The following is a 22,978-nucleotide window of genomic DNA, read 5'->3' as shown; positions in this document are numbered from 1 at the left end:
CCCGCGGTCGCTGTCAAGCCGACGGCCCGGTCACACGGACGAAATCCACGGCGGATAATGTGAATCATGCCTTCCGTCCGTGCTCTTCCGTCACCGCTCCTGCGCCCGCGCCACTTCGACCGCGACGACGTCGTGGTCCATGCCGGCCTGTTCTCGCTGGTGAACTCGAGTACGACGCCCCGCGCGGCCTGGACCGAGGACCTGATCGCCATCGGCGAGGTCCTCGACGCCGCCGAATTCCCCTACCGCCTCATCCGCGGCACCGACGGCTCGCCCTTCCTCGCGGTGGACCGCGTGCTCGGCGCCGAGCTGGCCACGCTGCTGGCGCGCGCCTTCGCGACCGAGCCCTTCTACGCCAAGACGGTCGACAAGCGGGGCACCCCGCCCCAGCTCCTGGCCGAGGGCGTGCTCGCGCCGTACCCGCGCGCCTCCGTCTTCAAGCTCTTCCGCCCGCGCGTCTCCTCGACGGGATCGCTGCGCTACGGCGCCCGCAGCGGCGTCCGCCTCGAGCTGTGGAAGGTGGGCGAGGAGGAGATCATCACTCCCGCCGAGAACGCGCTCATGCGCAACAGCCTCCCCGTCGCCGAAGCCATCGACGCCCACGTCGAGGCGTACGGCCGCACCTGGCCGACGTTCGAGGGCATGTTCGAGCCGCTCGTCAGCGACATCCGCTTCGAGGTGGACATCGTCTTCTCGTGGGTCGACGGCACCGACCTGGAGTTCCAGCGCGCCCGTGCGGCCCGCATGGCGAGCTACGTGGTGGGCGAGGGCGACGACGCTCCGGCGCGCTTCCGCCAGATCGACGAGCTCAAGTACGCCCTGCGCAGCGTCTACATGTACGCGCCGTGGATCCGGCACATCTACATCGTCACCGACTCCCCGCGCCCGCGCTGGCTGGACGAGCACCCGGACGTCACCCTCGTGCGCAGCGAGGACCACTTCCGCGACCTCTCGGTGCTGCCGACGCACAACTCCCACGCGGTCGAGAGCCAGCTGCACCGCATCCCGGGGCTGGCGGAGCACTTCCTCTACTCCAACGACGACATGTTCTTCGGGCGCCCGGTCGACCCGTCGATCTTCTTCTCGCCCGGAGGCATCACGAAGTTCATCGAGGCGACGACGCGCATCGGCATGGGCGACTCCAACGCCTCCCGCAGCGGCTTCGAGAACGCGGCCCGCGTCAACCGGCGCCTGCTCCGCGAGCGCTTCGGCGCGATGACGACCCGTCACCTCGAGCACGCCGCCACGCCGCTCCGCAAGACCGTGATGGCCGAGCTCGAGGCCGAGTTCGAGCCGGAGTTCACCGCGACCGCCGCGAGCCGCTTCCGCTCCGCGAGCGACGTCTCCGTCACCAACTCGCTCTACCACTACTACGCGCTGATGACCGGGCGCGCGGTCGTGCAGGAGAACGCCTCGGTGAAGTACGTCGACACGACGATGCACCAGGGGCTGAAGGACATGCGCAAGCTCCTCAAGAACCGCGGAGTCGACTTCTTCTGCCTCAACGACGGCAGCTTCCCCGAGATCTCGGCGGAGGCGCGCACCAAGGCCGTCATCGGGTTCCTCGAGGAGTACTACCCGATCCCGGCTCCGTGGGAGCGCGAGGACTGACCGTGGGCTGGGCCGTCGGGGGAGCGGTGGCCGGGCTGCTTCTCGGCCTGGCGAGCTCGCTCGTGTTCCCGGGCATCGGAGTGGGAGCGGGCGTCGGCGTGGGCGTCGCGCTGGCCGCGGCGCTGGCGTTCGCCGGATGGCTGTTCGCGCGGGACCGCGCCGGCGGGCGCTGATACCGCCGGCCGTGTCCGAGGACGCGGTCGACGCGGCGCCCGGACGCGTCGGGGCGACCCCGACGCCCCGTCGCGTCGCTACGCGCTGACGCCCACCCGCTCCACGAGCGGCGGGTAGAGCTCCTCGTCCCGGGCGACGGGGGCCGCCGTCGCCGCGGCGATCTCGACGCCGTGGTCCGCGAGGATCCGCTGCGTCTCGTTCGCCGAGACGTAGGACACCTCGGTCGAGGCGCCGATCGGCACCACCGAGTGCAGCACCGTGCCGTCGTAGACGTGGATCAGGTTGAACGCCTGGGCGCCGTTGCGGGCGCGGGTCGCTCCCACCGGCACGTTGAGGTCCTGGGTGTAGCAGGTGGCCGACGCGACCGAGACCGGGATGCCGGCGAACACCCCCGTCGACGAGTAGTGCAGGTGGCCCGCGATGATGCTGCGGACGTCGGAGCCCTCGAGCACCTCCGCGAGGGCGGGCTGGTCGCGCAGCTCCACGAGGACCGACAGGTCGAGCACGCTCGGCACCGGCGGGTGGTGCAGCGCGAGGATCGTGCCGTGCGGGGCCGGGCTGGAGAGCTCCTCCGCCAGCCAGTCGAGCTGCGCGTCCGAGATCTCCCCGTAGTGGGCGCCGGGCACGGTGGAGTCCAGCGCGATGATCCGGAGCCCGTTGACGTCGTGCACGCGGTCGATCGGCTGCGTGGTCGGGAGCTGGTCGAGCAGCCCCGAGCGGAACGCGCCGCGGTCGTCGTGGTTGCCCATCACCCAGATCACCTCGGCGCCGAGGCGTGCGGCCGCGGGCTCGACGACGGCGCGCAGCTTCGCGTACGCCTCCGGCTCGCCCTTGTCGGCGAGATCACCCGTGATGACGATGGCCTCCGGACGTCCGCCGGACGCCTCCAGCTCGTCGAACAGGAGCCGCAGCTGGGCCTCGCTGTCGACGTCGGAGCCGTACAGGCCGCCGTCTCCGGCGATGAAGTGGGTGTCGCTCAGGTGAAGGATGAAGTGGTTGGGCCGGGGGTACTCGGCCTGGCGGAGGGACATGATCCTCGGGTTCCACGATCGGCGGGAGCCGGATCACGCGACCCGGCGTCGGCACTTGCGCACTGCTCCAGCGGAGGCGACCCCGCTGCGATCAGTCCATCATCGCGGGGTGAACTCCGGGCCAACACCGGTCGGCGCGTCATCGAACGGTTCTCCCAGGTTGCCGGTCGCTGCGCGGTCCTCCCGGACCCCGGAGGACCGCCGCGATCAGAGCCGGGCGAGCAGCCGCGCGTAGAACTCGATGGCGCGCTCGAACTGGTCGGCCTCGACCGACTCGTCGACCCCGTGGATCCCGAGCTGCTGCCGCGGGCTGATCTCGAACGGGATGAAGCGGTAGACGTGGTCGCTGATGGCGTGGAAGTGCCGGGCGTCGCTGCCGCCGGTCTGCACGTAGGGGGCGACGACCGCGTCCGGGAACGACTCCTTGACGACCGCGCGGAGCAGGTCGTACGGCCCGCCGTCGCCGGGCTCGCCCGTGGGGGAGACGGGGGAGGGCTCGTGGGCGACCTTCACCTCGACCTCGACCTCCGGGTCGTCGATGACGGCGCGGATGCGCTCGACCACGCCCGCCACGGTGCCGCCCGGGTTGATCCGCACGTTCGCGGTGGCGCTGGCGCTGGAGGCGAGGACGTTCGCCCCGGTGCTGCCGCGCAGCTCGGTGATCGCGACCGTCGTCCGCAGCATCGCGGCCGAGCGGTTGGAGTGGGCGGCGAGCGCGCCGACGACGGCGTCCGGGTGCTCGTGCGGGCGGGCGTACCAGACGGCGTGGGCCGCGTCCGCGTGGTCGGCCGCCGCGCGCACCAGCTGGGCGATCGGCTCCGGGAGGGTCGAGGGGAACGGGTTCTCGGTCAGGCGGTGGATCGCCCTCGCGAGCCGCTGGGTGGCGAGGAGCCCGGGCGGGGGCGGCGGAGCGGAGGCGTGGCCGCCGACGTCGCGGCAGGTCAGCTCGAGGTTCATGATCCCGCGCTCGGTGACGCCGATCACGGCGATCGGGGTGGTGACGCCGGGCAGGATGCCGCGCCGCACGTTCCCGCCCTCGTCGAGCACGAGGCGCGGGCGGACCCCGCGCGCGCCGAGCAGGGCGACGACCGAGGGGGCGCCGTCGCCCGCCGCCTCCTCGTTGTGCGTGGAGAGGAGGTACACGTCGTGCCGGGGCCGCTCGCCCCGTAGGACGGCCGCCTCGACCGCCTCGAGGAGGGCGACGAGGGAGCCCTTGTCGTCGAGGGCGCCGCGCGCCACGACGGAGGCGCGGCCGTCCGCGGCGACGACCGTCTCGGCCGCGAACGGGTCGTGCGACCACTCCGCCGCCGTCACGCTGACCACGTCGTAGTGGGCCATCAGCACGGCCGGCTCGCCCGGCTCCTCACCGCGCCAGCGCCAGAGGAGGGAGTGGCCGGCGACTGTCTCGAAGTCCAGGGCCGCGTGCAGTGCCGGGTAGAGCTCGGCGACGAGCGTGCGGAACGCCTCGAAGCGGCTCCAATCGGTGGCCGTCTCGTCCGAGTGGGACACCGTCTCGACGCGCAGCAGGGCTTGGAAGCGCTCGAGCGCGGTCGTCGTCACCGGGCTAGCCTACGACGGCGGTGCCGGGCTCCCGGCCCCGGCGAGCGGAGGTGCGCGGTGGGACTGCCCGAGGTGTGCGTCGTCTACGTCCTCCGCGAGGGCCCGCGGGGCGCGGAGGTGCTGCTCGGCCGGAAGCGCCGCGGCCTCGGCGAGGGGCGCGTGGTCGCTCCCGGCGGCAAGCTCGAGCCCGGCGAGTCGCCCGTCGCCGCCGCCGTCCGCGAACTGCAGGAGGAGGCCGGGCTCGTCGCCCGAGCGGCCGATCTGGAGCCGCGCGGCGTGCTCGACTACTCCTTCCCGCACCGGCCGGCCTGGAGCCAGCGCTCGCACGTCTTCCTCTGCCGCCGCGTCACCGGCGAGGTCACCGAGTCGAGCGAGCTCGCCGCCGCCTTCGTCCCGGTCGAGGAGGTGCCGTTCGAGCGGATGTGGGATGACGCCCGCCTCTGGCTGCCGGGCGTGCTGCGCGGGGGCGCGCCCGTGCGCCTCCGGGTCGAGTTCGGCGCCGACCTCGCGAGCGTGGCCTCGTGGGGGCCGGCCGACGCTCAGACGAACGTTCCCGCCACCAGCAGCGCCAGCAGCGAGATCACCGAGGCGATCGAGAGCGTCAGCGAGTAGGCGGTGAACGTGCCCCGCACGGTGAGGCCGAGCACGGACTTGAAGAGCCAGAACGCGTTGGCGTTGACCATCCCGAGGAAGAGCGCGCCGGAGCCGGCGGCCAGGGCGATCAGCGCCGGGTTCACGTCGAGCACGGGGATCAGCGGGGCGACGATGCCGACCGCGGTGATCGCGGCCGTCGAGACCGAGCCGATCGCCGCGTGCAGCACGGCCGCGACGACCCAGGTGAGCAGGATCGGCGAGAGGGCCCGCCCGTCGAAGGCACCGGCGAGCGCGTCGCCGACCCCGGTTCCGCCGACCACGGCGGCGAGGCTGCCGCTGACCCCGGTCAGGACGACGATCGGGCCGCTGCGGGTCAGTGCTCCGCCCAGTGCCGTGGCCACGGCGCCCTTCGGGAGAGTCCGCAGTGCCGTCGCGTAGGCCAGCACCAAGCCGGCCAGCAGCGCGATGTGCGCGTCGCCGAGGAACCGCAGGAGGGGGACGTCGAGCTCGGCCAGCTGGGTGAGCGAGTTCGCGGCGATCAGCACGATGGTGAGGGCGATCGGAGCGACGGCCAGCGCGAGCGGCACCCGCCGCGTCGCGAGCGCCGTGCCTCCCGTGGCCGCGCCCGCCTCGGGCTCGAGAGCGGCCCCCGGGACCGCCCCGCCCTCGAGGTCGCGCTCGTCCCGCCAGCCGCCGCGCTTCACCAGGGCGCTGTACACCAGCACGGTCAGCACGATGGTGACGATGCCCAGCGGGGCGCCGATGGCGACCATCGACGGCAGGGGAGCGCCCGCGATGCCTGCCGTGGCCAGCGCGGCGGCTCCGGGGACGACGAAGACCACGCCCACGATCATCCCGACGATGGAGGAGCCGGCCAGCAGCCCGTAGCCACCGGCACCGAGCCCCCGCGAGGCCAGACGAGTCAGCGGTGCGCTCATCACGACCAGCACGTCGGAGTAGATCGAGGGGAAGGCGACGCCCAGGGTCAGCGCGTAGGCGACCGGGAGCGCGCGCCGACCGAAGCGCTTCACGAGCCAGCGGGCGAGCAGCGGGGCCACGCCCAGCGCCTCCAGGAGCGATCCGAGCAGCAGGCCGAGCGCGATCAGCAGGCCGATGTCGCCGAGGACCGCGCCGAATCCGGACGTCATCGCGGTCACCGTCCCCTCGCCGCCCTGCCCCGAGACGAGGCCGAGCCCGAGGGCCGAGACGAGGAGGGCGATCACCGGCTCGACCTTCAGCACGACGATCAGGACCACGACGGCCACGATCGTGAGCAGGATGAGGAGCACGGGCCAGTAGTCGGTCATGGGCGGTCCTTCTGTCGAGGAGCGGGAGGGCCCGGAGACCGGGTCGCCGCGAGCCGTCCAGCCCCGGCCGTGGTGCGCCGCCAGACGGACGATCGCGCGGATCCGCGGAGCCGGGAGAACGCCGCGGAGATGCGGCGCGTCAGCGGAACGTACCGATCCCCGACCCTGCTCCCCGACGTCGACGACTTCTTTCGTCATGCAGCGTCGCGAACACGGGGCCGGATGCGCACCGTGCTACTTTCACCGGGCAGACGTCCTCGGGGGGAGGACGCAGCCGCATCTCTCCTCCGTGGTCACCCGCATCCGGACGGCCTCCGCCGTCCGACCCGCCAGGCGCCCTCCGTGGGGCGCCGCCGTCAGCGGGCCACACGACAGCGACGCGATCCGGCCCCGCCCGGACGCGCCCGAGCGCAGCAGGAGCACGACCCATGACGGCACAGATCATCGACGCGACCGATCTCGACGAGCTCCGGCGCGTCGGGCAGGAGCTCCGCGAGGGCGCGACCGTCATCGCGCAGACCGACACGAACTACGGCGTGTTCGCCAGCCCCTTCTCGCGCAGCGCCTGCTTCCGCCTCTACGACATGAAGAAGCGGGACGGCGCGAAGCCGCTCACCCTCTTCGTCTCCGCGCCCCGCGACTGGGCGACCTGGGCCTTCGCCCCGGAGACGGCCGACATGGACGCGCTCGTCGCAGCGTTCTGGCCGGGGCCGCTGAACGTCATCCTGCGCCGCAAGCCCGTCGTCCCGGACTGGGTCACCTCGGGCCAGGACACGGTGTCGGTCGTGCACAACCTCAGCGCCCCGATCAACCTGCTCTCGATATTCGCGGGCCTGCCGCTCGCGGCCACCTCCGCCAACATCAGCGGCACGGTGTCGACCGGACTCGTCGACTTCGACCTCGCCGCGGAGCACCTCGGCGGCGACAGCGACTACCTGATCCGCAGCACCACCGCCCCCGACTCCACGATGAGCAGCACGATCGTCTCCCTCGTGGGCGGCGCGTCGATCGTCCGTCAGGGCGACGTGGGCGCCGACGCACTGCGCGTCGTCGTGCCCTCCCTTGTCTGACCTCGGGCGCGGGGACGCCCCGCGCGGCCGCAGCGCCGCCGGGCTGATCACGGTCTACCGGATCGTCTCGCGCGCCTACTTCCACCTGCCCGTGGTCGCGGTGTTCCTGCTGGCGCGGGGCTACCCGATCCTGGCCGTGGCGCTGCTGCTGGCGCTCTACGGAGTGGTGGCGGCGCTCGCCGACGGCCCGCTCTCGCCGCTCACACGCCGCCTGTCCTCGGCGGGCGCGCTCGTCGTCGGCGAGGGCGTGAAGGCACTGGGCCTCGTCGTGATCGTGCTGGACGCGGATCCGGTCGCCGTCGTGATCAGCCAGCTGCTCGCCGGCTGCGGCTTCTCGCTGACGGCCGGGCGGGACGCCGCGCTGGCCTCCTCGCTGCGCGCCGGAGCCGATGCTCGCCGCCAGGAGACGCGGGTGCAGAGCGGAATGTTCCTCGCCTCCTTCGGCGCGGGAGTGCTCGGGGCCGCCTCGCTCGCGCTCTGGGACCGGCTGCCGTTCCTCCTCAGCGCGCTCGTGTCGTGCGCCGCGCTGGCCGTGGTGCTCCTTGCCCGCCTGCCGCTCGGCGCGAGCGCCGCCTCGGGAGTGGCGGCGCGCGCCGTGCGGCCGGCCGTCCTGCCCGCCGCGGTGCGCTTCTGGTCCCTCTACTACTCCGTGAACCGCGCCGTCCTGCTCGCCGCTTACACCTTCGTGATCCCGCTGCTGCTGTTCCAGGAGCTGCGTCTGACGCTGCCCGCGTTCGGCCTGGTGCTCGGCCTCTACACGCTCGCCGGCCTGGCCGCCGCCCGGCTCTCGCCGCTCATCGCCGGCACGCCCCTGGTCTTCCGGCTGACGGCGCTCACCCAGGTGCTGGGCCTCGCCCTGACCACCCTCGGGGTGCTCGGCGCCGCGATCGCCGGCCTGGCCCTGCTCGGGATCGCGGGCGGCTTCGTGCGGCCCGCGACGATGATCGCCCTGGCGCCGGCGATGAACGGGCTCGAGGACGGCGCCCGGGTCGCGGTGATGCGCGGACTGGAGCGCAACCAGGGGATCCTCCAGGCCGTCCTGCTCGTCGGCGCCGGGATACTCGTCCCCCTCACGGGAGGGACCGCGCCGACCCTCATCGTCCTCGTCGTCCTCGCGGTCCTCGCGCAGACGATCGGGGCCGTCTCGATGCGACGACAGGAGAGGAGGGCCGTCACCGCGGAAGCGGAGTGACAGAGGAAGTCCGGGACGAGCCCGCCGGCGGCATCCCTCATCCACGTGCAAGGAGTGAAGCAATGCAGCCCATCTACACGTTCTCCGATTCCGACAGATCGACCCTCCAGCAGTCGCTGCTGGCGGTCGCCATCGACCCCTACAAGGACTACGACCGCTTCCGCGACGCGATCGCCGCGCTGATCGACAGCGGCGACGTCCCGCAGGGCTTCGTCGACGCGCTCGCCCGCATCCGGCGCGAGCGCGACGAGAAGATCACCTACGCGCACCTGATCTCGAACAACCCGGTCGACGACGAGATCCCCTGGCTCGACCAGGACGACGCGCTCGAGGACAAGTACCGCAAGAAGCTGACGTTCGTCGGCGAGGGCCTGCTCGAGCTGCAGTCGCAGTACCTCGGCTCGCCGCTGCTCGCGTACGCCACCCGCAACAACGGCGACTTCTTCCAGGACGTCTACGCCGACAACCGCTTCTCGAACACCCAGACGCAGAAGACCGACGGCGAGCTGTACTGGCACAACGAGCGGACCGCGCACCCGGTGCGCGCCGACTTCATCTCGCTCCTGGGACTGCGCACGCCCGAGACCGACCTCGTCTACACGAAGTACGTCGACGGCCGCGAGATCCTGCGCTTCATCTCACCCGAGAACCAGGCGCTCCTGCGCGAGGCGGTCTACATCACCCCGTTCGACGAGCTCTCGCGCGCCCAGAACAAGAACCAGATCGTGTCGGACCAGCACGCTCTGCTCGAGAACGAGCACAGCTTCCGCTACTACGACACCCGGACGGTGCCGGCCGACCCGGACGACCTGCCGCACCTGTGGGCGCTCTGGCAGTTCCGCGATGCGCTCTCGAAGGTCAGCGAGCAGTACCACCGGATCCGCGACGCGGACCTGCTGATCATCGCGAACCAGGACGGCCTGCACAGCCGTCAGCTCGTCGACGTCCAGGACCGCGACAAGACCCGCTTCCGCTGGCTGCTGAAGACGTACTCGTTCCGCGACGCGGCGACCGCGGACCGCCACTCCGACTACTGGCTCGACGGCGTCCGCGGCCGAGTCACCGACTGAGAGAGAAGGAGAACGACATGACCGATCTGACCAGGAGCACGCCCCCGCACCCGCTCGACTTCCTGCCCGCGACGGCGCCCCTGGAGGTGTCCAGCGACGACGTGACCGACGGCGAGCGGCTCGCCGAGGCCCAGGGGAGCGGCGACACCAGCCCGTCCCTGCGCTGGAGCGCCGGCCCCGAGGGCACGCAGTCGTACGCCGTGACCGTGTTCGACCCCGATGCGCCGACCCTCGGCGGCATCCACCACTGGGTCCTGGTCGACATCCCGAAGGAGGTCACCGAGCTGGCCGCCGGCTCGACGGAAGTGGGGCGCCCGGCGCTCAACGACCTCGGGTCGCTCGCCTACGCCGGTGCGGCCCCGCCGCCCGGTGACCGCCCGCACCGCTACCTCTTCACGGTGCACGCGCTCGGAGTGCCGACGCTGCCGGTCGACGAGTCGACTCCGGCCTCGCTGGTCGGCTTCCATCTGACCGTCAACACGCTCGCGCGAGGCTCGCTCACGGCCCTCGCCTGAGCCGTCCCGTCGGCGCGCGCGGCGCGGACGGGCGCGCACCGGGCACCGGAGTCGATCCGGAGCCCGGTGCGCGTCCGTTCGCGGCATCACCGCCGCGGACGACGGGAGGCGATCCGCTAGGCTTCCGCTCGGCCGGGGCCCCGCCCATGGCGTCTCTGGACACCACGAAAGGGAAAGAATGACCAGCACGACGGTGATCGAATGGCGTGAGCAGGCTCCTGCGGAAGCGGTGGACGCGCTCTACGCCCCCGGTGGACTGGTCGTCTGCGCGACCAAGGTCGGCTACATCCTGATGACGACCGACGGAGCGGGCCTCGAGCGCAAGTTCTCGGCCAAGCAGCGCAACCGCAACAAGCCGGGCGTCGTGCTCTGCTCCAGCATCGAGCAGCTCACCGAGCTCGCCGAGCTCAACGAGGAGGTCCTCGCCTTCTACCAGAAGCACTGGGACCAGGACGTCCTGCTCGGCTGCATCCTCCCGTGGAAGGCCGAGGCCGTCGACCTGATCGACGAGGACGCCCGCGAGCTGGTCCGCGACGGACGGGGCACCAGCTGCTTCGTCATCCGCTTCGGCCGCCCGGCCGAGCAGCTGGTCGCCACCATGTGGGAGCGCGACCGCACCCTCACCTTCGCCAGCTCGGCCAACCCCTCGGGCGTGGGCAACCGCGGCCGCGTCGCGAACATCGGCGAGCGGATCGAGAACGAGGCCGACGTCATCGTCTCGGCCGACTCCTACGTCTCCTCGATCCAGCCGGACAAGGACGAGGACTCCCGCCACGAGCAGGGCGTCATGGTCTCGATGGTGGACGCCTCGGGCGCCCTCATCCCGGTGCAGGGCGGCGAGCGCTCGATCACCCCGGGTCCCGTGCTCATCCGCCGCGGGCTCGACTACGAGCGCATCATGCTGAACCTCGCCGAGCAGTTCAACTCCTGGGACTACCGCCAGGGCGAGTACTACTGATCCGGTGAGGGATCGGATCGACGGCCGGGCCGGGGCGCGCCCCCGGCCCGGCCGTCGTCGTTGCACCGCCAGGACTCCAGCAGGCCGTGAGGGGTCGTCGACCCCTCGCTTCACCGGCGGCCGACGCTCGCCGGCCCCCTCGAGGACCTCGTGATCGACGTCTCCGATGGCGCGGAGCCCCGCGCGCTGCGCGTTCTCGGGTGGGCCGCAGCCGTCTCCCTCCTCCCGGTCGGCGTGACGGCGGCGCTGGCGGGACTCGGAGCGCTCGTGGAACCCGGCTTCGCCTCCCTCCTCCTCTTCCTCGCGGCGGTCGGGCTCCTTCCTGGAGCGCTCGTCTTCGTCCTCCCGTGTGCGGCGCTGGCACTTCGGCGATCGACGTCGACACCGTCGCTCGCTCCGGCCCTCGTCCTGGTTCCAGCGTGGCTGGCAGCCCTAATCGTCGTGTCGCCGTCGATAGCGCTCGTGGTCGGCGTGGCCGACGGGCAGCCGAGCGCGAGCAGTGTCCTGCAGGCGGTCGCTCCGGGCCCGGCGCTCCTCGTCGCCGTCCCGCCGAGCATCCTCGCTCTGGGCCTCTCCCTGCTGCTTCTCGCGCTCGGGCGACGGCGGCTCCGCCGGTCCGGTGAGCCACGGCACGAGGAGCGGGCGCCCGGATGGTACGAGTGATCGCGGGCGAGTCCCGCCGTCAGAGCTCCAGCACGTCGCCCGGCTCGAGGGCGTGGTACTCGCCGCCGCCCTCGCGCACCGCCCAGCCGAGCCGGTCGTGGCCGAGCGAGCGCCCCGCCTCCGAGAGCACCTGCTCGTGGGTCGCGAAGGCGTGCCGCGGGGCGAGCTCGAGCACGTAGTCCATCGCCTCGGCGATCTTCATCCACGGTGCTCCCGAGGGAGCAGCGAGGATCTCGACATCGACGCCCTCCGGCACTGTGAACGAGTCGCCGGCGTAGTAGACCCGGCCGTTCACCAGGACGCCCACGTTGTCGATCACGGGGATGCTGCGGTGGATCACCGCGTGACGGGAGCCGAAGAAGCGCAGCTCGAACGGGCCCACCGTCACGACATCGCCGTCGGCGACCGTCTCGACGTCGAAGCCCTCGGCGGCGGCGGCGACCCCGGCCGGGCCGAGGATCCGCAGCGACGGGGCCGCGTCGCGCAGGCGCTGCAGCTGCTCCGGGGTCCAGTGGTCGGCGTGCTCGTGGGTGAGCACCACGGCGACGGTGTCGGTCGTCCCCTCGACGGGCCGGGTGAAGGACCCCGGATCGATCACCAGCCGGGCGCCGTCCTCCTCGATCAGGACGGCGGCGTGCTCGAGTTTCGTCAGTCTCATGCCCCGAGCCAACCGCCTCGGCGGGCGGCGGGCAAGGCCGGGGCCGAGCGGAGACCGGATGGGCCGGGCGCTCGATTTGCGTCGATGCGGATCCGTGTGCAACACTCTTCGAGTTGCAAAAACGCGGCCCCATCGTTTAGCGGCCTAGGACGTCGCCCTCTCACGGCGGTAACGCGGGTTCAAATCCCGCTGGGGTCACCACGGCAACACGAGAAGAACCCCCGGTCATCCCGGGGGTTCTTCTCGTTTAACGCTCCGGTGTCCACCCCGGTCCGGCTTTCCCGCCCGCGGCGGTGCCCGGCCGGATCGGCGCTAGGATCGCATCCGCGAAGGGGAGTATCCCGACCTTTCCGCTCCCGTCAGTACGCACCGCCCCTGCGCGGCGCCGGGGCGGGACGGGTGACGCGGACCGGCACGGCCGTCCGCTCCCCGGGGAGAGACTTTCGGCCCCTCATCCACTCGGAAGGCCCCCATGCTCGATCTGCCCGTCTGGTTCGTGATCGGCTCGTTCGTCGTCCTGAGCCTGATCCTCGCCGCCGACCTGCTGCTGGTCTACAAGCGCCCGCACGTGCCGAGCCTGAAGGAGTCGGGGCTGTGGGTCGGCTTCTACGTGTCGCTGGCGCTCGTGTTCGCGCTGCTGATGCTGATCCTCGGCGGCGGCGAGCTGGCCGGCCAGTTCGTCGCAGGCTGGCTGACCGAGTACAGCCTCTCGGTCGACAACCTGTTCGTCTTCGTCATCATCATGGGCCGCTTCGCGGTGCCGGCGAAGCTCCAGCAGGAGGTGCTGATGGTGGGCATCATCATCGCGCTGGTCTTCCGCGGCGTCTTCATCCTGCTCGGCGCGCAGCTCATCGAGAGCTTCAGCTGGATCTTCTACCTCTTCGGCGCGTTCCTGGTCTACACGGCCTGGAACCAGGCGTTCGGCGCGGAGGACGAGGACGAGGGCACCGACAACCTGCTCATCCGGCTCCTGCGCCGCCGCGTCAAGATCTCGGACTCGTTCGACGGCTCCAGGATCCGCACCACGATCGACGGCACGCGCCACTTCACGCCGATGCTGATCGTGTTCCTCGCGATCGGCTCGACCGACCTGCTCTTCGCGCTCGACTCGATCCCGGCGATCTTCGGCATCACCGAGAGCCCCTTCATCGTGTTCACCGCGAACGTCTTCGCGCTGATGGGGCTCCGCCAGCTCTACTTCCTGCTCGGCGGGCTGATCGACAAGCTCGAGTACCTCAAGTACGGGATCGCGTTCATCCTCGCCTTCATCGGCGTGAAGCTCGTCCTGCACGCCCTGCACGAGAACGACCTGCCCTTCCTCAACGGGGGCGAGCCGGTGCCGGTGTGGGACATCGACACGATCACCTCGCTCGTGGTCATCGTGCTGAGCATGACCGTGGCGACGCTGGCGAGCCTGGCGAAGATGCGCCGCGAGCACCGCCACATCCAGCTGCACGACGGGCACCCCGAGGTCGTCGCGGACGACGCCCGGTCCTCCGCCGAGGAGAAGTGATCCCGCGATGACGACGACCACGGTCGACCTGCCCCAGGGGGCGCTGCGGCTCGCCGTCAGCAGCAGCACCGACGTCGGCGCCGTCCGCCGCGTCAACGAGGACGCCCTCCTCGCCGACGAGCTGCTCCTGGCAGTCGCGGACGGGATGGGCGGGCACGCACGAGGGGACCTCGCGAGCGCAGCCGCCGTCGAGGCGCTGCGCGAGAACCGGCCGACGAGCCTGGGTCCGGTGGACGCGGTGTTCGACCTGGTGGAGGGCGCCAACACGGCCGTGCGCGCGCTCGACGTGGGCGGTGCGCTCTGCGGCACGACGCTGACCGGGCTGATGCTCGTGCTCCCCGAGCCCGCGGGCCCGGCCCGCTGGGCGCTGTTCAACGTCGGGGACTCCCGCGTCTACCGCTGGGACGGTGCCGAACTCCAGCAGCTGACGGTGGACCACTCCGCCGTGCAGGAGCTCGTCTCGGCCGGCCTGCTCACCCCCGAGTCGGCGGAGTCGCATCCCGACCGCAACATCGTCACCCGCGCCCTCGGCGCCGACGAGGAGGTCGAGACGGACGTCTGGACGCTGCCCGTCGTGCCGCGCGCCAGCTACCTGCTCTGCTCCGACGGGCTGACGAAGGAGCTCTCCGACCAGCGGATCGCCGCCCTGTTCGCCCGCCGCGACTCCGGCGACCCTGCCGACCTCGCTCAGGCGCTCGTGCGTGCGGCGGTCGAGGCCGGCGGACGGGACAACGTCACCGTCGTCGTCGTCGACGCCGTGCTCGACGCCCGCGCCTGAGCCGGGCGACTCCGTGCCGCGCCCGCCCGGGAGGCGGGGGAGCGCGGTGCTATTCTCGGTCCATGCTGAGTGGCCCGCACCTCCTTCCGTGCCGCGACGAGACCTCGAACTGACGGCCTCCCTCGTCGCGGTGCCTCGCCCGGCCGAGCAGCGACTCCAGGAGGAGAAGGAACCGTCATGATCGAGACCACACCCGGCACAGCCGCGCCCGCGTCGAGTGGAGCAGGGACCGGCAGGAGAGCCGAGAAGCCGCGCACCCTCGCCGAGAAGGTCTGGGACGACCACGTCGTCGTCGCGGGCGAGAACGGCGCTCCCGACCTGCTCTACATCGACCTGCACCTGCTGCACGAGGTGACCAGCCCGCAGCCGTTCGACGGCCTGCGTGCCGCGGGGCGCCCGCTGCGCCGGCCGGACCTCACCATCGCCACCGAGGACCACAACACGCCGACCCTCGAGATCGGACGCCCCATCGAGGATCCGATCAGCCGCACCCAGATCGACGCGCTGCGCCGCAACGCCGGCGAGTTCGGCGTCCGCCTGCACTCCCTGGGCGACGTCGAGCAGGGCATCGTGCATGTCGTCGGCCCCCAGTTGGGCCTGACGATGCCCGGCGTCACGGTGGTCTGCGGCGACTCGCACACCTCCACGCACGGCGCGTTCGGCGCGATCGCCTTCGGCATCGGCACGAGCGAGGTCGAGCACGTGATGGCGACGCAGACGCTGCCGCTGCAACCCTTCAAGACGATGGCGATCACGGTCGAGGGCACGCTGAAGGAGGGGGTGACGGCCAAGGACATCATCCTCGCGGTCATCGCGCGCATCGGCACCGGCGGCGGCCAGGGCTACATCCTCGAGTACCGCGGCTCCGCGATCCGCGCGCTCTCGATGGAGGGCCGGATGACGATCTGCAACATGTCGATCGAGGCGGGTGCGCGGGCCGGCATGGTCGCGCCGGACGAGACGACCTTCGCCTACCTGCACGGCCGCCCGCACGCTCCGGCGGGCGAGGACTGGGACGCCGCGGTCGCCTACTGGCGGACGCTGCCGAGCGACGAGGGCGCCGTGTTCGACGCCGAGGTCGTGATCGACGCCGACGCGCTCGAGCCGTTCGTCACCTGGGGCACGAACCCCGGCCAGGGCGTCTCGCTCTCGCAGGCGGTACCGGACCCTGACGTCCTCGACGATCCGAACGAGCGCGCCAGCGCTCTGCGAGCGCTGGAGTACATGGCGCTGGAGCCCGGCACGCCGATGAAGGAGATCCCGGTCGACGTGGTCTTCATGGGCTCCTGCACCAACTCGCGGATCGAGGACCTGCGGGCCTTCGCTGCCGTCGTCGAGGGGCGCACCAAGGCCCCCGGCGTCCGCGTGATGGTCGTCCCCGGCTCCGCCCGGGTGCGGCTCGAGGCCGAGGCCGAGGGGATCGACCGGATCGTCACCGCGTTCGGCGCGGAGTGGCGCTTCGCCGGCTGCTCGATGTGCCTCGGGATGAACACCGACCAGCTCGTCCTGGGGGAGCGCGTGGCCTCCACGTCCAACCGCAACTTCGAGGGTCGTCAGGGCAAGGGGGCGAAGACCCACCTCGTCTCGCCCCTCGTCGCCGCGGCCACGGCCGTGCGCGGCACCCTCTCCAGTCCCTCCGATCTGGAGCCGGTCCGCGAGAGAGCAGGAGTCTGACCGTGCAGAAGTTCGAGACCGTCACGGCCCTCGCCGCGCCACTGAAGCGCGCCAACGTCGACACCGACCAGATCCTCCCCGGCATCTACCTCCGCCGCATCACGAAGACCGGCTTCGAGGACGCGCTCTTCCACGGCTGGCGGCAGGACGCGGACTTCGTCCTCAACCAGGAGCGCTACCGCGGCGCCGGCATCCTCGTCGCCGGCCCCGACTTCGCCATCGGCTCCAGCCGCGAGCACGCCGTCTGGGCGCTGCGCGACTTCGGCTTCCGGGTCGTCATCTCCCCCCGCTTCGGCGACATCTTCCGGGGCAACGCCGGCAAGCAGGGACTGCTCGCGGCCGTCGTCTCGGAGCCCGACGTCGAGCGGCTGTGGGAGATCATCGAGGGCACCCCGGGAATAGAACCGACGGTGGATCTGGTTGCGCGTACGGTCACCGCCGGTGGCGAGACCTTCGACTTCGAGATCGACGACTACACTCGATGGCGCCTGATCGAGGGCCTGGACGACATCGGCCTGACCCTGCGCGACGAAGCGCTCATTTCCGAATTCGAGACCCGCCGCGAGAGCTGGCGGCCCAAGACATTGCCGGTGAAATAGCGTGAACACACTTCTTCAGGACGCCAAGGCCCTGCAGGACGCCAAGGCGTCGGGAGCACGGGTGGGAATGACGACCGAGCGGATCACCATCAACGGCGGGCGACCGCTGGTGGGCCGGATCGAGCTCAAGGGGGCCAAGAACCTGGTCACCAAGGCGATGGTCGCGGCGCTGCTCGGCGAGACCGCCTCCACCCTCCGCGACGTGCCCGACATCAGCGACGTCCGCGTCGTGAAGGGCCTGCTCGAAGTCCACGGCGTCAAGGTGAAGCAGGGCGCCGAGGTGGGCGAGCTGATCCTCGACCCCTCCAACGTCGAGTCCGCGCACTTCGCCGACATCGACGCGCACGCCGGCTCCAGCCGCATCCCGATCCTCTTCTGCGGCCCGCTGCTGCACCGCCTGGGCGAGGCGTTCATCCCCGACCTCGGCGGCTGCCGCATCGGCGACCGCCCGATCGACTACCACCTCGAGGTGCTGCGCAACTTCGGCGCCGTCGTCGAGAAGCTGCCCTCGGGCATCCGGATGTCGGCACCCGAGGGCCTGCACGGCGCCAAGGTGTCGCTGCCCTACCCGAGCGTCGGAGCGACCGAGCAGGTCCTCCTGACCGCGGTGCGCGCCTCCGGCATCACCGAGCTCTCGGGCGCGGCGATCGAGCCCGAGATCATGGACCTGATCAACATCCTGCAGAAGATGGGCGCCATCATCTCGGTCGACACCGACCGCGTGATCCGCATCGAGGGCGTGGACCGGCTCACCGGCTACTCCCACCGCGCGCTCTTCGACCGCAACGAGGCGGCCTCCTGGGCGGCCGCGGCCCTCGCGACCGACGGCGACATCTTCGTCGGCGGCGCCCGCCAGCAGGAGATGACCACCTTCCTCAACGTCTTCCGCAAGGTCGGCGGCGCGTTCGAGATCGCCGAGGACGGCATCCGCTTCTACCACCCGGGCGGCGAGCTCAAGCCGGTCATCATCGAGACCGACGTGCACCCCGGCTTCATGACCGACTGGCAGCAGCCGCTGGTCGTGGCGCTCACGAAGGCCAAGGGCGTCTCGATCGTGCACGAGACCGTCTACGAGCAGCGCTTCGGCTTCGTCGACGCGCTCGTCGAGATGGGCGCGACCATCCAGATCCACCGCGAGTGCCTCGGCGGGCAGGCCTGCCGCTTCGGGCAGCGCAACTTCATGCACTCGGCCGTGATCTCGGGACCCTCGAAGCTGCACGGCGCCGACATCGTCGTGCCGGATCTGCGCGGCGGCTTCTCGCACCTGATCGCGGCGCTCTCGGCCGAGGGCACCTCGACGGTCTCGAACGTCGGCATCATCAGCCGCGGCTACGAGAACTTCCTCACCAAGCTCGAGCTGCTGGGCGCCGACTTCTCGCTCGACGCGTAGCCGCCCACCGGGACCCCGGTGCCGCTGAGGACGACCGTCCTCAGCGGCCCGGGGTCCTGTCGCGCCCGGGCGCGCCCCACGCGGGCAGTTCCGCGTCCTCCTCCAGGCGTCCCCGGATCCGCTTCTCGAGGAGCGCGAGCGTCGTCTCCGGCGCGGGCCGGAGGCTCAGCGGTCCGGGCGACTCGACCAGGACCAGCGTGAGGCGTCCGCGCCGCGTGCCGGCCAGGACGACCTCGAGGGCCTCGCGCGGACGCAGGCCCACCAGCACCCACCGCCGCTCCAGCCGCGCGATCCGCGCCCAGGGCACGACGACGCCCCAGTCGCCGAAGGAGACGGTCAGTCCCCGGCGGCGCGGCACGACCACCGCGTAGGGCCGCAGCGTCGGCAGCGGGAACCGCGGCTCGACACGACGGAGGCCCGCTCCGAGCCGGCCGCGTCCGAGGACCGCGACGCCGCCGGTCGCCTCCGCCTCGACGTGGGCGAGCGGTGCCACCGCCACGCGCCAGAGGGCGTCGACCCCGCCGATCACGAGGGCGACGGCCGCCGAGCCGCCGACGAGGACCGCGAGCGTCAGCAGGAGGCCGTCGCCGAGCGCGGCCGCGTCGCGTCCGGCCTGCGTGGCGAGCAGCACGACTCCCCACACGAGCAGGAGCACCAGGCCGGACTGCGCGATCGGCGAGTCGGCGAGGCGGCCGAGCGCTCGGCCGACGGCGTCCCACGGCGACGGGCGGCGACGCGGACGGGGCGTGCCGGTACCGTACCCGGCGGCCGGGCCGCTCCTCCCACCGCGGGGCCCCGCTGCTCCCGGGCGTGGGGACGCGGCCCCTCCGATGCGGGATGCGAGGATGGGCGGGTGTCTGAGCGAAGCCGTCCGTCCATCTTCTGGTTCCTCGCGGCGGCGGTGATCCCCGTGATGACCGCCTCGGTCGACCTGCGGATCCGGAACGGCGACAAGATCCCGAGCACCGGAGCCTTCGTGTTCGCGCCGAACCACTACAGCGAGATCGACCCGATCATCACGGGCTGGACCCTGTGGCGCGCCGGCCGCGCACCGCGCTTCCTCGCCAAGGCCTCGCTGTTCTCGGTGCCCGTGCTCGGCTCGATCCTGCGCGGCTCCGGGCAGATCCCCGTCGAGCGCTCGGGCTCGGTCCGCGGCAGCGAGCCGCTGAAGACCGCCAAGGCTCTCGTGGACGAGGGCCGCTCGGTCATCATCTACCCCGAGGGCACCCTCACCCGCGACCCCGAGCTCTGGCCGATGCGCGGCAAGACGGGAGCGGTGCGGATGGCGCTGCAGTACGGCCTGCCTGTCGTCCCGGTCGCGCACTGGGGCGCGCAGCAGCTGATGGGCCGCTACTCCAAGCGGATCACCCTCTTCCGCCGCAAGCGCGTCGACGTGATCGTCGGCGACCCCGTCGACCTGTCCGCCTTCCGCGGACGCAGCCTCGACTCCGCCACACTCAACGAGGCCTCCGCGGTCGTGATGGCGGCGATCACCGCCCTGCTCGAGGAGCTGCGCGGCGAGGCGGCGCCCGAGAAGCGCTGGAACCCCTCCGAGCACAACCAGAAGGGCACGGGTCGCTTTGAGTCCGAGCAGTAGGAAGGCGCCCATCCCCGTGCCCCGCCGCGTCGCCGTCCTCGGCGCCGGCAGCTGGGGCACCACGTTCGCGAAGATCCTCGCCGACGGCGGCTCCGACGTCGTGATGTGGGCGCGCCGCGCCGAGCTGGCCCGCGAGATCACCGAGGCCAAGCGCAACAGCGACTACCTCCCCGGCATCAACCTCCCGCGCAACATCCGGGCCACGCCGCGCATCGAGGAGGCGCTGGAGGGCGCGGACCACGTCTACCTCTCCATCCCGTCGCAGTCGCTGCGGAGCAACCTCGAGGCGATCACGCCGTTCCTCACCGAGCGCACGGTGCTGGTGAGCCTGATGAAGGGCGTCGAGAAGGGCACCGGCCAGCGGATGAGCGAGGTGATCGCGCAGATGCTGCCGGTCTCTCTCGACCGGATCGCCGTCGCCTCCGGGCCCAACCTCGCCCTCGAGATCGCCAAGGAGCAGCCGACCGCGGCGGTCATCGCCTCCGAGAGCCTCGTCACCGCGCAGGAGGTGGCTCTCGCGGCGACCAACCGCTACTTCCGCTCCTACGTCAACACCGACGTGATCGGCACCGAGTTCGGCGGCGTGCTGAAGAACCTCATCGCCGTGGCGATCGGCATCGTCGACGGCGTCGGCTACGGCGAGAACACGAAGGCATCGATCATCACGCGCGGTCTCGCCGAGATGACCGACTTCGCGGTCGCGTACGGCGGACGGGCCGAGACGATGGCCGGACTCGCTGGGCTCGGCGACCTCATCGCGACGTCGAGCTCGTCCCTCTCGCGCAACAACACGGCCGGGCGCCTGCTCGGCCAGGGCTACAGCTTCACCGACGTGGTGAAGTCGATGCAGCAGACGGCGGAGGGGCTCGCCTCCGTCGCGCCGGTCCTCGAGCTGGCGCGCGCCAGGGGAGTCGACATGCCCATCGTCGAGCAGGTGTCGCAGGTGCTCGCCGGTACGCTCGATCCGAAGGACATCGCGCCGCACCTGACCACGGATTCGGACGAGCCACAGGGTGAGAGGAACCTCGATGACCAGCAAGCTCCGCGTGGCCGTTCTGTTCGGGGGGCGCTCCAGCGAGCACTCGATCAGCTGCGCAACGGCGGCCGGGGTGCTGCGGGCGATCGACCGTGACCGCTTCGAGGTGATCCCCGTCGGGATCACCTCCGACGGCGCCTTCGTGCTCGAGGAGGACCGTCCTGAGAAGTTCGCTCTCGATGCCGCGTCGCTGCCCCGCGTCGAGGACGACGGCTCCCGTGTGCGCTGGCCGGAGTCGGCCCTCTCGCGTGAGCTCACCGTGACGACCGAGGACGGCGCGACGCGCTCGCTCGGCGAGGTCGACGTGGTGCTGCCGATCCTGCACGGCCCGTGGGGCGAGGACGGCACCGTCCAGGGGATGCTCGAGCTCGTCGGGCTGCCCTACGTCGGCTCGGGCGTGCTCGCGTCGGCGCTCGGCATGGACAAGCACTTCACCAAGACGGTGCTGCGGGCCGCGGGCCTCGCGGTGGCGCCCTGGTACCTCGTGACCGAGGCGGAGTGGCGCGCCGACCCGGGCGACGCCTCCTCGGCCCTCGACGAGCTGGGCCTGCCCGCGTTCGTGAAGCCGGCGCGGGCCGGCTCGAGCGTGGGCGTCAGCCGGATCGACGAGCGCGAGCAGCTCGAGGCCGCGCTGGAGGAGGCGTTCGCGCACGACTCGCGGGTGCTGATCGAGTCGGGCATCGTCGGCCGCGAGGTAGAGATCGGCGTGCTCGGCGGCCGCCGCGGTGCTCCGGCCCGCGCCTCCGTCGCCGGCGAGGTGGTCGTCACCGGCCGCGGCTTCTACGACTTCGAGGCGAAGTACCTCGGGGCGTCCGGCATCGAGCTGGTCTGCCCGGCCGATCTCACCGACGGCGAGCTCTCCGAGATGCGGTCCCTCGCGATCCGCGCCTTCGACGCGATCGGAGCCGAGGGCCTCGCCCGGGTCGACTTCTTCCTCACCGCCGACGGCTTCGTCGTCAACGAGATCAACACCATGCCCGGCTTCACGCCGGTCTCGATGTTCCCGCGCATGTGGGGCGCGAGCGGCGTGGACTACCCGGACCTGATCAGCGAGCTGCTCGACTCGGCGCTCGACCGCGTCCCGGTCGCCGCCCGATGACGTCGGCGCTCGCGCTCCGCGTCGAGGCGGGCGCGGCCGCGGCGCCCTTCGAGCAGATCCGTGAGCAGATCACCGCTCTGATCGCCGCGGGCGAGCTGCCGGTCGGCACGCGGCTGCCGCCGGTGCGCGCGCTGGCCGAGACGCTGGGCGTCGCCGCGGGGACGGTCGCCCGCTCCTACCGGGAGCTGGAGTCGGCGGGCCTGGTCGAGACGCGCGGCCGGGCGGGCACGGTCGTCGCGGGAGGTGTGGACGCGCTGGAGCGCGAGCTGCAGGCCGCGGCCGCCGTGTTCGCGTCCCGCGCGCGCGAGCTGGGGGCGACCTCCGATGGTGCGCTCACCGCAGCGAGTCGAGCCCTCGGCGTCTGACGCTGAAGCTCAGCCGGTGGGCGTGTCCGTCGGATCGAGGGTGTCGGCGTCCGAGACGTCGGTGCACTCGCGCGTCTGCGGGACGTAGGAGACGGCGTTCGCCAGGTCGAGCGCGGCGGAGGATCCGGACGCGCGGCTCTGGTCGACGGTGATCTCCACCGCGGGATCGCGACCGTAGGTGGTCAGCGTGTAGATGTCCTCGTCCTTCTGCGTCTCGTCGATGATCCAGTCGACTCCGCTGACGTTCACGCAGAGGTCCGTCGTCGGGCCGGGCACCTCGACTCCGCAGTGGAGGATGACGGCGGCCGGGGTGCCCCAGGCGGCGGTGCCCTGAGCGTTCGTCTCGCGCTCGGGCTGCTCCGCGACCACGTCGGGCAGGCGCACCGAGACCTCCGCGCAGCCGGTGCTCGTCGCATCGGCGGCGGGCTCGAGGGCGACGCTGGCCGAGCAGCCCGAGAGCAGCAGGACGGCGGCGGCGGCGAGAAGGGGGGAGCGGAGTCGGCGGGGGGACATCGCCGTCAACG

24 protein-coding genes and 1 tRNA gene are annotated in these 22,978 nt (G+C 71.9%); 19 read left to right on the top strand and 6 right to left on the bottom strand.

Annotation, left to right across the window (positions count from 1 at the left end):
- Positions 1–66: 66 nt before the first annotated feature.
- Both C5C95_RS08090 and C5C95_RS17415 read left to right on the top strand, forming a co-directional pair.
- Entirely contained in the window at positions 67–1,611 is a 1,545-nt protein-coding gene (locus C5C95_RS08090) for a stealth family protein (RefSeq protein WP_104233778.1), read from the top strand.
- 2 nt (positions 1,612–1,613) lie between these two features.
- Entirely contained in the window at positions 1,614–1,784 is a 171-nt protein-coding gene (locus tag C5C95_RS17415; RefSeq protein WP_159939285.1) for a hypothetical protein, read from the top strand.
- Positions 1,785–1,862: 78 nt separating this feature from the next.
- On the opposite strand, the gene C5C95_RS08085 is transcribed toward C5C95_RS17415, so the two are convergent.
- Positions 1,863–2,816 (bottom strand): phosphodiesterase, encoded by a 954-nt coding sequence (locus C5C95_RS08085; protein WP_104324186.1) that lies wholly within the window; start codon positions 2,814–2,816, stop codon positions 1,863–1,865.
- Between the two features lie 207 nt (positions 2,817–3,023).
- Positions 3,024–4,376, bottom strand: coding sequence for a M20/M25/M40 family metallo-hydrolase (locus tag C5C95_RS08080; RefSeq protein ID WP_104324185.1), 1,353 nt, complete (start codon positions 4,374–4,376; stop codon positions 3,024–3,026).
- Between the two features lie 57 nt (positions 4,377–4,433).
- Between C5C95_RS08080 and C5C95_RS08075 the strand changes: the two genes are divergently transcribed.
- Positions 4,434–4,988 carry an 8-oxo-dGTP diphosphatase gene (locus tag C5C95_RS08075; RefSeq protein ID WP_181065444.1) on the top strand — a complete coding sequence of 185 codons (555 nt, stop codon included), beginning with the start codon at positions 4,434–4,436 and terminating at the stop codon, positions 4,986–4,988.
- Here the strand turns inward: C5C95_RS08075 and C5C95_RS08070 are convergent.
- Positions 4,916–6,277 carry a GntP family permease gene (locus tag C5C95_RS08070; RefSeq protein ID WP_181125609.1) on the bottom strand — a complete coding sequence of 454 codons (1,362 nt, stop codon included), beginning with the start codon at positions 6,275–6,277 and terminating at the stop codon, positions 4,916–4,918. The genes C5C95_RS08075 and C5C95_RS08070 overlap by 73 nt on opposite strands.
- A 428-nt stretch (positions 6,278–6,705) precedes the next feature.
- Between C5C95_RS08070 and C5C95_RS08065 the strand changes: the two genes are divergently transcribed.
- The 6 genes from C5C95_RS08065 (at position 6,706) to C5C95_RS08040 (ending at position 11,745) form a co-directional block, all read left to right on the top strand.
- A complete protein-coding gene (locus C5C95_RS08065; RefSeq protein WP_104225616.1) occupies positions 6,706–7,347 on the top strand; it encodes an L-threonylcarbamoyladenylate synthase in 642 nt (213 codons plus the stop codon).
- Entirely contained in the window at positions 7,340–8,539 is a 1,200-nt protein-coding gene (locus C5C95_RS08060) for a hypothetical protein (protein ID WP_104225617.1), read from the top strand. Before C5C95_RS08065 ends, C5C95_RS08060 begins: the two co-directional genes overlap by 8 nt.
- A gap of 62 nt (positions 8,540–8,601) precedes the next feature.
- Positions 8,602–9,609 carry a TauD/TfdA family dioxygenase gene (locus tag C5C95_RS08055; protein WP_104223082.1) on the top strand — a complete coding sequence of 336 codons (1,008 nt, stop codon included), beginning with the start codon at positions 8,602–8,604 and terminating at the stop codon, positions 9,607–9,609.
- Between the two features lie 17 nt (positions 9,610–9,626).
- Positions 9,627–10,124: a YbhB/YbcL family Raf kinase inhibitor-like protein gene (locus C5C95_RS08050; RefSeq protein WP_104223083.1), complete on the top strand. Its 498-nt coding sequence runs from the start codon at positions 9,627–9,629 to the stop codon at positions 10,122–10,124.
- Between the two features lie 178 nt (positions 10,125–10,302).
- Positions 10,303–11,082, top strand: coding sequence for an L-threonylcarbamoyladenylate synthase (locus C5C95_RS08045; protein WP_104223084.1), 780 nt, complete (start codon positions 10,303–10,305; stop codon positions 11,080–11,082).
- Positions 11,083–11,232: 150 nt separating this feature from the next.
- On the top strand, positions 11,233–11,745 hold the full coding sequence (locus C5C95_RS08040; RefSeq protein WP_104233773.1) for a hypothetical protein: 513 nt from the start codon (positions 11,233–11,235) through the stop codon (positions 11,743–11,745).
- A gap of 19 nt (positions 11,746–11,764) precedes the next feature.
- On the opposite strand, the gene C5C95_RS08035 is transcribed toward C5C95_RS08040, so the two are convergent.
- Positions 11,765–12,403 carry an MBL fold metallo-hydrolase gene (locus tag C5C95_RS08035; RefSeq protein WP_104225619.1) on the bottom strand — a complete coding sequence of 213 codons (639 nt, stop codon included), beginning with the start codon at positions 12,401–12,403 and terminating at the stop codon, positions 11,765–11,767.
- A gap of 125 nt (positions 12,404–12,528) precedes the next feature.
- Between C5C95_RS08035 and C5C95_RS08030 the strand changes: the two genes are divergently transcribed.
- From C5C95_RS08030 to murA, 6 genes are all read left to right on the top strand, one after another.
- Positions 12,529–12,604, top strand: a tRNA-Glu gene (locus C5C95_RS08030).
- Between the two features lie 271 nt (positions 12,605–12,875).
- Positions 12,876–13,916, top strand: coding sequence for a TerC family protein (locus C5C95_RS08025; protein WP_104223086.1), 1,041 nt, complete (start codon positions 12,876–12,878; stop codon positions 13,914–13,916).
- A 7-nt stretch (positions 13,917–13,923) separates the two neighbouring features.
- Positions 13,924–14,694 carry a PP2C family serine/threonine-protein phosphatase gene (locus C5C95_RS08020; protein ID WP_104223087.1) on the top strand — a complete coding sequence of 257 codons (771 nt, stop codon included), beginning with the start codon at positions 13,924–13,926 and terminating at the stop codon, positions 14,692–14,694.
- Positions 14,695–14,871: 177 nt separating this feature from the next.
- Positions 14,872–16,368: a 3-isopropylmalate dehydratase large subunit gene (leuC, locus tag C5C95_RS08015; protein WP_104223088.1), complete on the top strand. Its 1,497-nt coding sequence runs from the start codon at positions 14,872–14,874 to the stop codon at positions 16,366–16,368.
- 2 nt (positions 16,369–16,370) lie between these two features.
- Positions 16,371–16,967 carry a 3-isopropylmalate dehydratase small subunit gene (leuD, locus tag C5C95_RS08010; protein ID WP_104324183.1) on the top strand — a complete coding sequence of 199 codons (597 nt, stop codon included), beginning with the start codon at positions 16,371–16,373 and terminating at the stop codon, positions 16,965–16,967.
- A gap of 67 nt (positions 16,968–17,034) precedes the next feature.
- Entirely contained in the window at positions 17,035–18,357 is a 1,323-nt protein-coding gene (gene murA / locus C5C95_RS08005; RefSeq protein WP_181067970.1) for a UDP-N-acetylglucosamine 1-carboxyvinyltransferase, read from the top strand.
- 40 nt (positions 18,358–18,397) lie between these two features.
- Here the strand turns inward: murA and C5C95_RS08000 are convergent, their stop codons facing one another.
- Positions 18,398–19,012 carry a hypothetical protein gene (locus C5C95_RS08000; RefSeq protein WP_104324182.1) on the bottom strand — a complete coding sequence of 205 codons (615 nt, stop codon included), beginning with the start codon at positions 19,010–19,012 and terminating at the stop codon, positions 18,398–18,400.
- 198 nt (positions 19,013–19,210) lie between these two features.
- Here C5C95_RS08000 and C5C95_RS07995 point away from each other — a divergent pair, with 198 nt between their 5' ends.
- From C5C95_RS07995 to C5C95_RS07980, 4 genes are read left to right on the top strand one after another with little or no spacing between them, the layout of a single operon-like run.
- Positions 19,211–19,954, top strand: coding sequence for a 1-acyl-sn-glycerol-3-phosphate acyltransferase (locus C5C95_RS07995; RefSeq protein WP_244229445.1), 744 nt, complete (start codon positions 19,211–19,213; stop codon positions 19,952–19,954).
- 16 nt (positions 19,955–19,970) lie between these two features.
- The gene (locus C5C95_RS07990; RefSeq protein WP_181027083.1) at positions 19,971–21,086 is read left to right on the top strand and encodes an NAD(P)H-dependent glycerol-3-phosphate dehydrogenase; all 1,116 of its coding nucleotides are present in this window, start codon (positions 19,971–19,973) and stop codon (positions 21,084–21,086) included.
- The gene (locus C5C95_RS07985) at positions 20,983–22,089 is read left to right on the top strand and encodes a D-alanine--D-alanine ligase family protein (RefSeq protein ID WP_104223094.1); all 1,107 of its coding nucleotides are present in this window, start codon (positions 20,983–20,985) and stop codon (positions 22,087–22,089) included. The genes C5C95_RS07990 and C5C95_RS07985 overlap by 104 nt, the downstream gene beginning before the upstream one ends.
- Entirely contained in the window at positions 22,086–22,454 is a 369-nt protein-coding gene (locus tag C5C95_RS07980) for a GntR family transcriptional regulator (RefSeq protein WP_104223095.1), read from the top strand. The genes C5C95_RS07985 and C5C95_RS07980 overlap by 4 nt, the downstream gene beginning before the upstream one ends.
- A 9-nt stretch (positions 22,455–22,463) precedes the next feature.
- Here C5C95_RS07980 and C5C95_RS07975 read toward each other — a convergent pair whose 3' ends face one another.
- On the bottom strand, positions 22,464–22,967 hold the full coding sequence (locus C5C95_RS07975) for a DUF3515 family protein (protein ID WP_104223096.1): 504 nt from the start codon (positions 22,965–22,967) through the stop codon (positions 22,464–22,466).
- Between the last annotated feature and the right edge of the window lie 11 nt (positions 22,968–22,978).

It is taken from the genome of Rathayibacter sp. AY1B7, from assembly GCF_002932735.1.
Lineage (GTDB): Bacteria > Actinomycetota > Actinomycetes > Actinomycetales > Microbacteriaceae > Rathayibacter.
The sequence above is the reverse complement of the archived record's forward strand: the minus strand, read 5'-3'. Positions and strand labels throughout refer to the sequence as shown.

Excerpts from the sequence above, each read along its gene's own strand:
- C5C95_RS08090 (WP_104233778.1), top strand. The coding sequence starts at position 67 with ATGCCTTCCGTCCGTGCTCTTCCGTCACCGCTCCTGCGCCCGCGCCAC.
- C5C95_RS08085 (WP_104324186.1), bottom strand. The coding sequence starts at position 2,816 with ATGTCCCTCCGCCAGGCCGAGTACCCCCGGCCCAACCACTTCATCCTT.
- C5C95_RS08070 (WP_181125609.1), bottom strand. The coding sequence starts at position 6,277 with ATGACCGACTACTGGCCCGTGCTCCTCATCCTGCTCACGATCGTGGCC.
- C5C95_RS08065 (WP_104225616.1), top strand. The coding sequence starts at position 6,706 with ATGACGGCACAGATCATCGACGCGACCGATCTCGACGAGCTCCGGCGC.
- C5C95_RS08055 (WP_104223082.1), top strand. The coding sequence starts at position 8,602 with ATGCAGCCCATCTACACGTTCTCCGATTCCGACAGATCGACCCTCCAG.
- C5C95_RS08050 (WP_104223083.1), top strand. The coding sequence starts at position 9,627 with ATGACCGATCTGACCAGGAGCACGCCCCCGCACCCGCTCGACTTCCTG.
- C5C95_RS08045 (WP_104223084.1), top strand. The coding sequence starts at position 10,303 with ATGACCAGCACGACGGTGATCGAATGGCGTGAGCAGGCTCCTGCGGAA.
- C5C95_RS08035 (WP_104225619.1), bottom strand. The coding sequence starts at position 12,403 with ATGAGACTGACGAAACTCGAGCACGCCGCCGTCCTGATCGAGGAGGAC.
- C5C95_RS08025 (WP_104223086.1), top strand. The coding sequence starts at position 12,876 with ATGCTCGATCTGCCCGTCTGGTTCGTGATCGGCTCGTTCGTCGTCCTG.
- C5C95_RS08020 (WP_104223087.1), top strand. The coding sequence starts at position 13,924 with ATGACGACGACCACGGTCGACCTGCCCCAGGGGGCGCTGCGGCTCGCC.
- leuC (WP_104223088.1), top strand. The coding sequence starts at position 14,872 with ATGATCGAGACCACACCCGGCACAGCCGCGCCCGCGTCGAGTGGAGCA.
- murA (WP_181067970.1), top strand. The coding sequence starts at position 17,035 with ATGACGACCGAGCGGATCACCATCAACGGCGGGCGACCGCTGGTGGGC.
- C5C95_RS07985 (WP_104223094.1), top strand. The coding sequence starts at position 20,983 with ATGACCAGCAAGCTCCGCGTGGCCGTTCTGTTCGGGGGGCGCTCCAGC.
- C5C95_RS07980 (WP_104223095.1), top strand. The coding sequence starts at position 22,086 with ATGACGTCGGCGCTCGCGCTCCGCGTCGAGGCGGGCGCGGCCGCGGCG.
- C5C95_RS07975 (WP_104223096.1), bottom strand. The coding sequence starts at position 22,967 with ATGTCCCCCCGCCGACTCCGCTCCCCCCTTCTCGCCGCCGCCGCCGTC.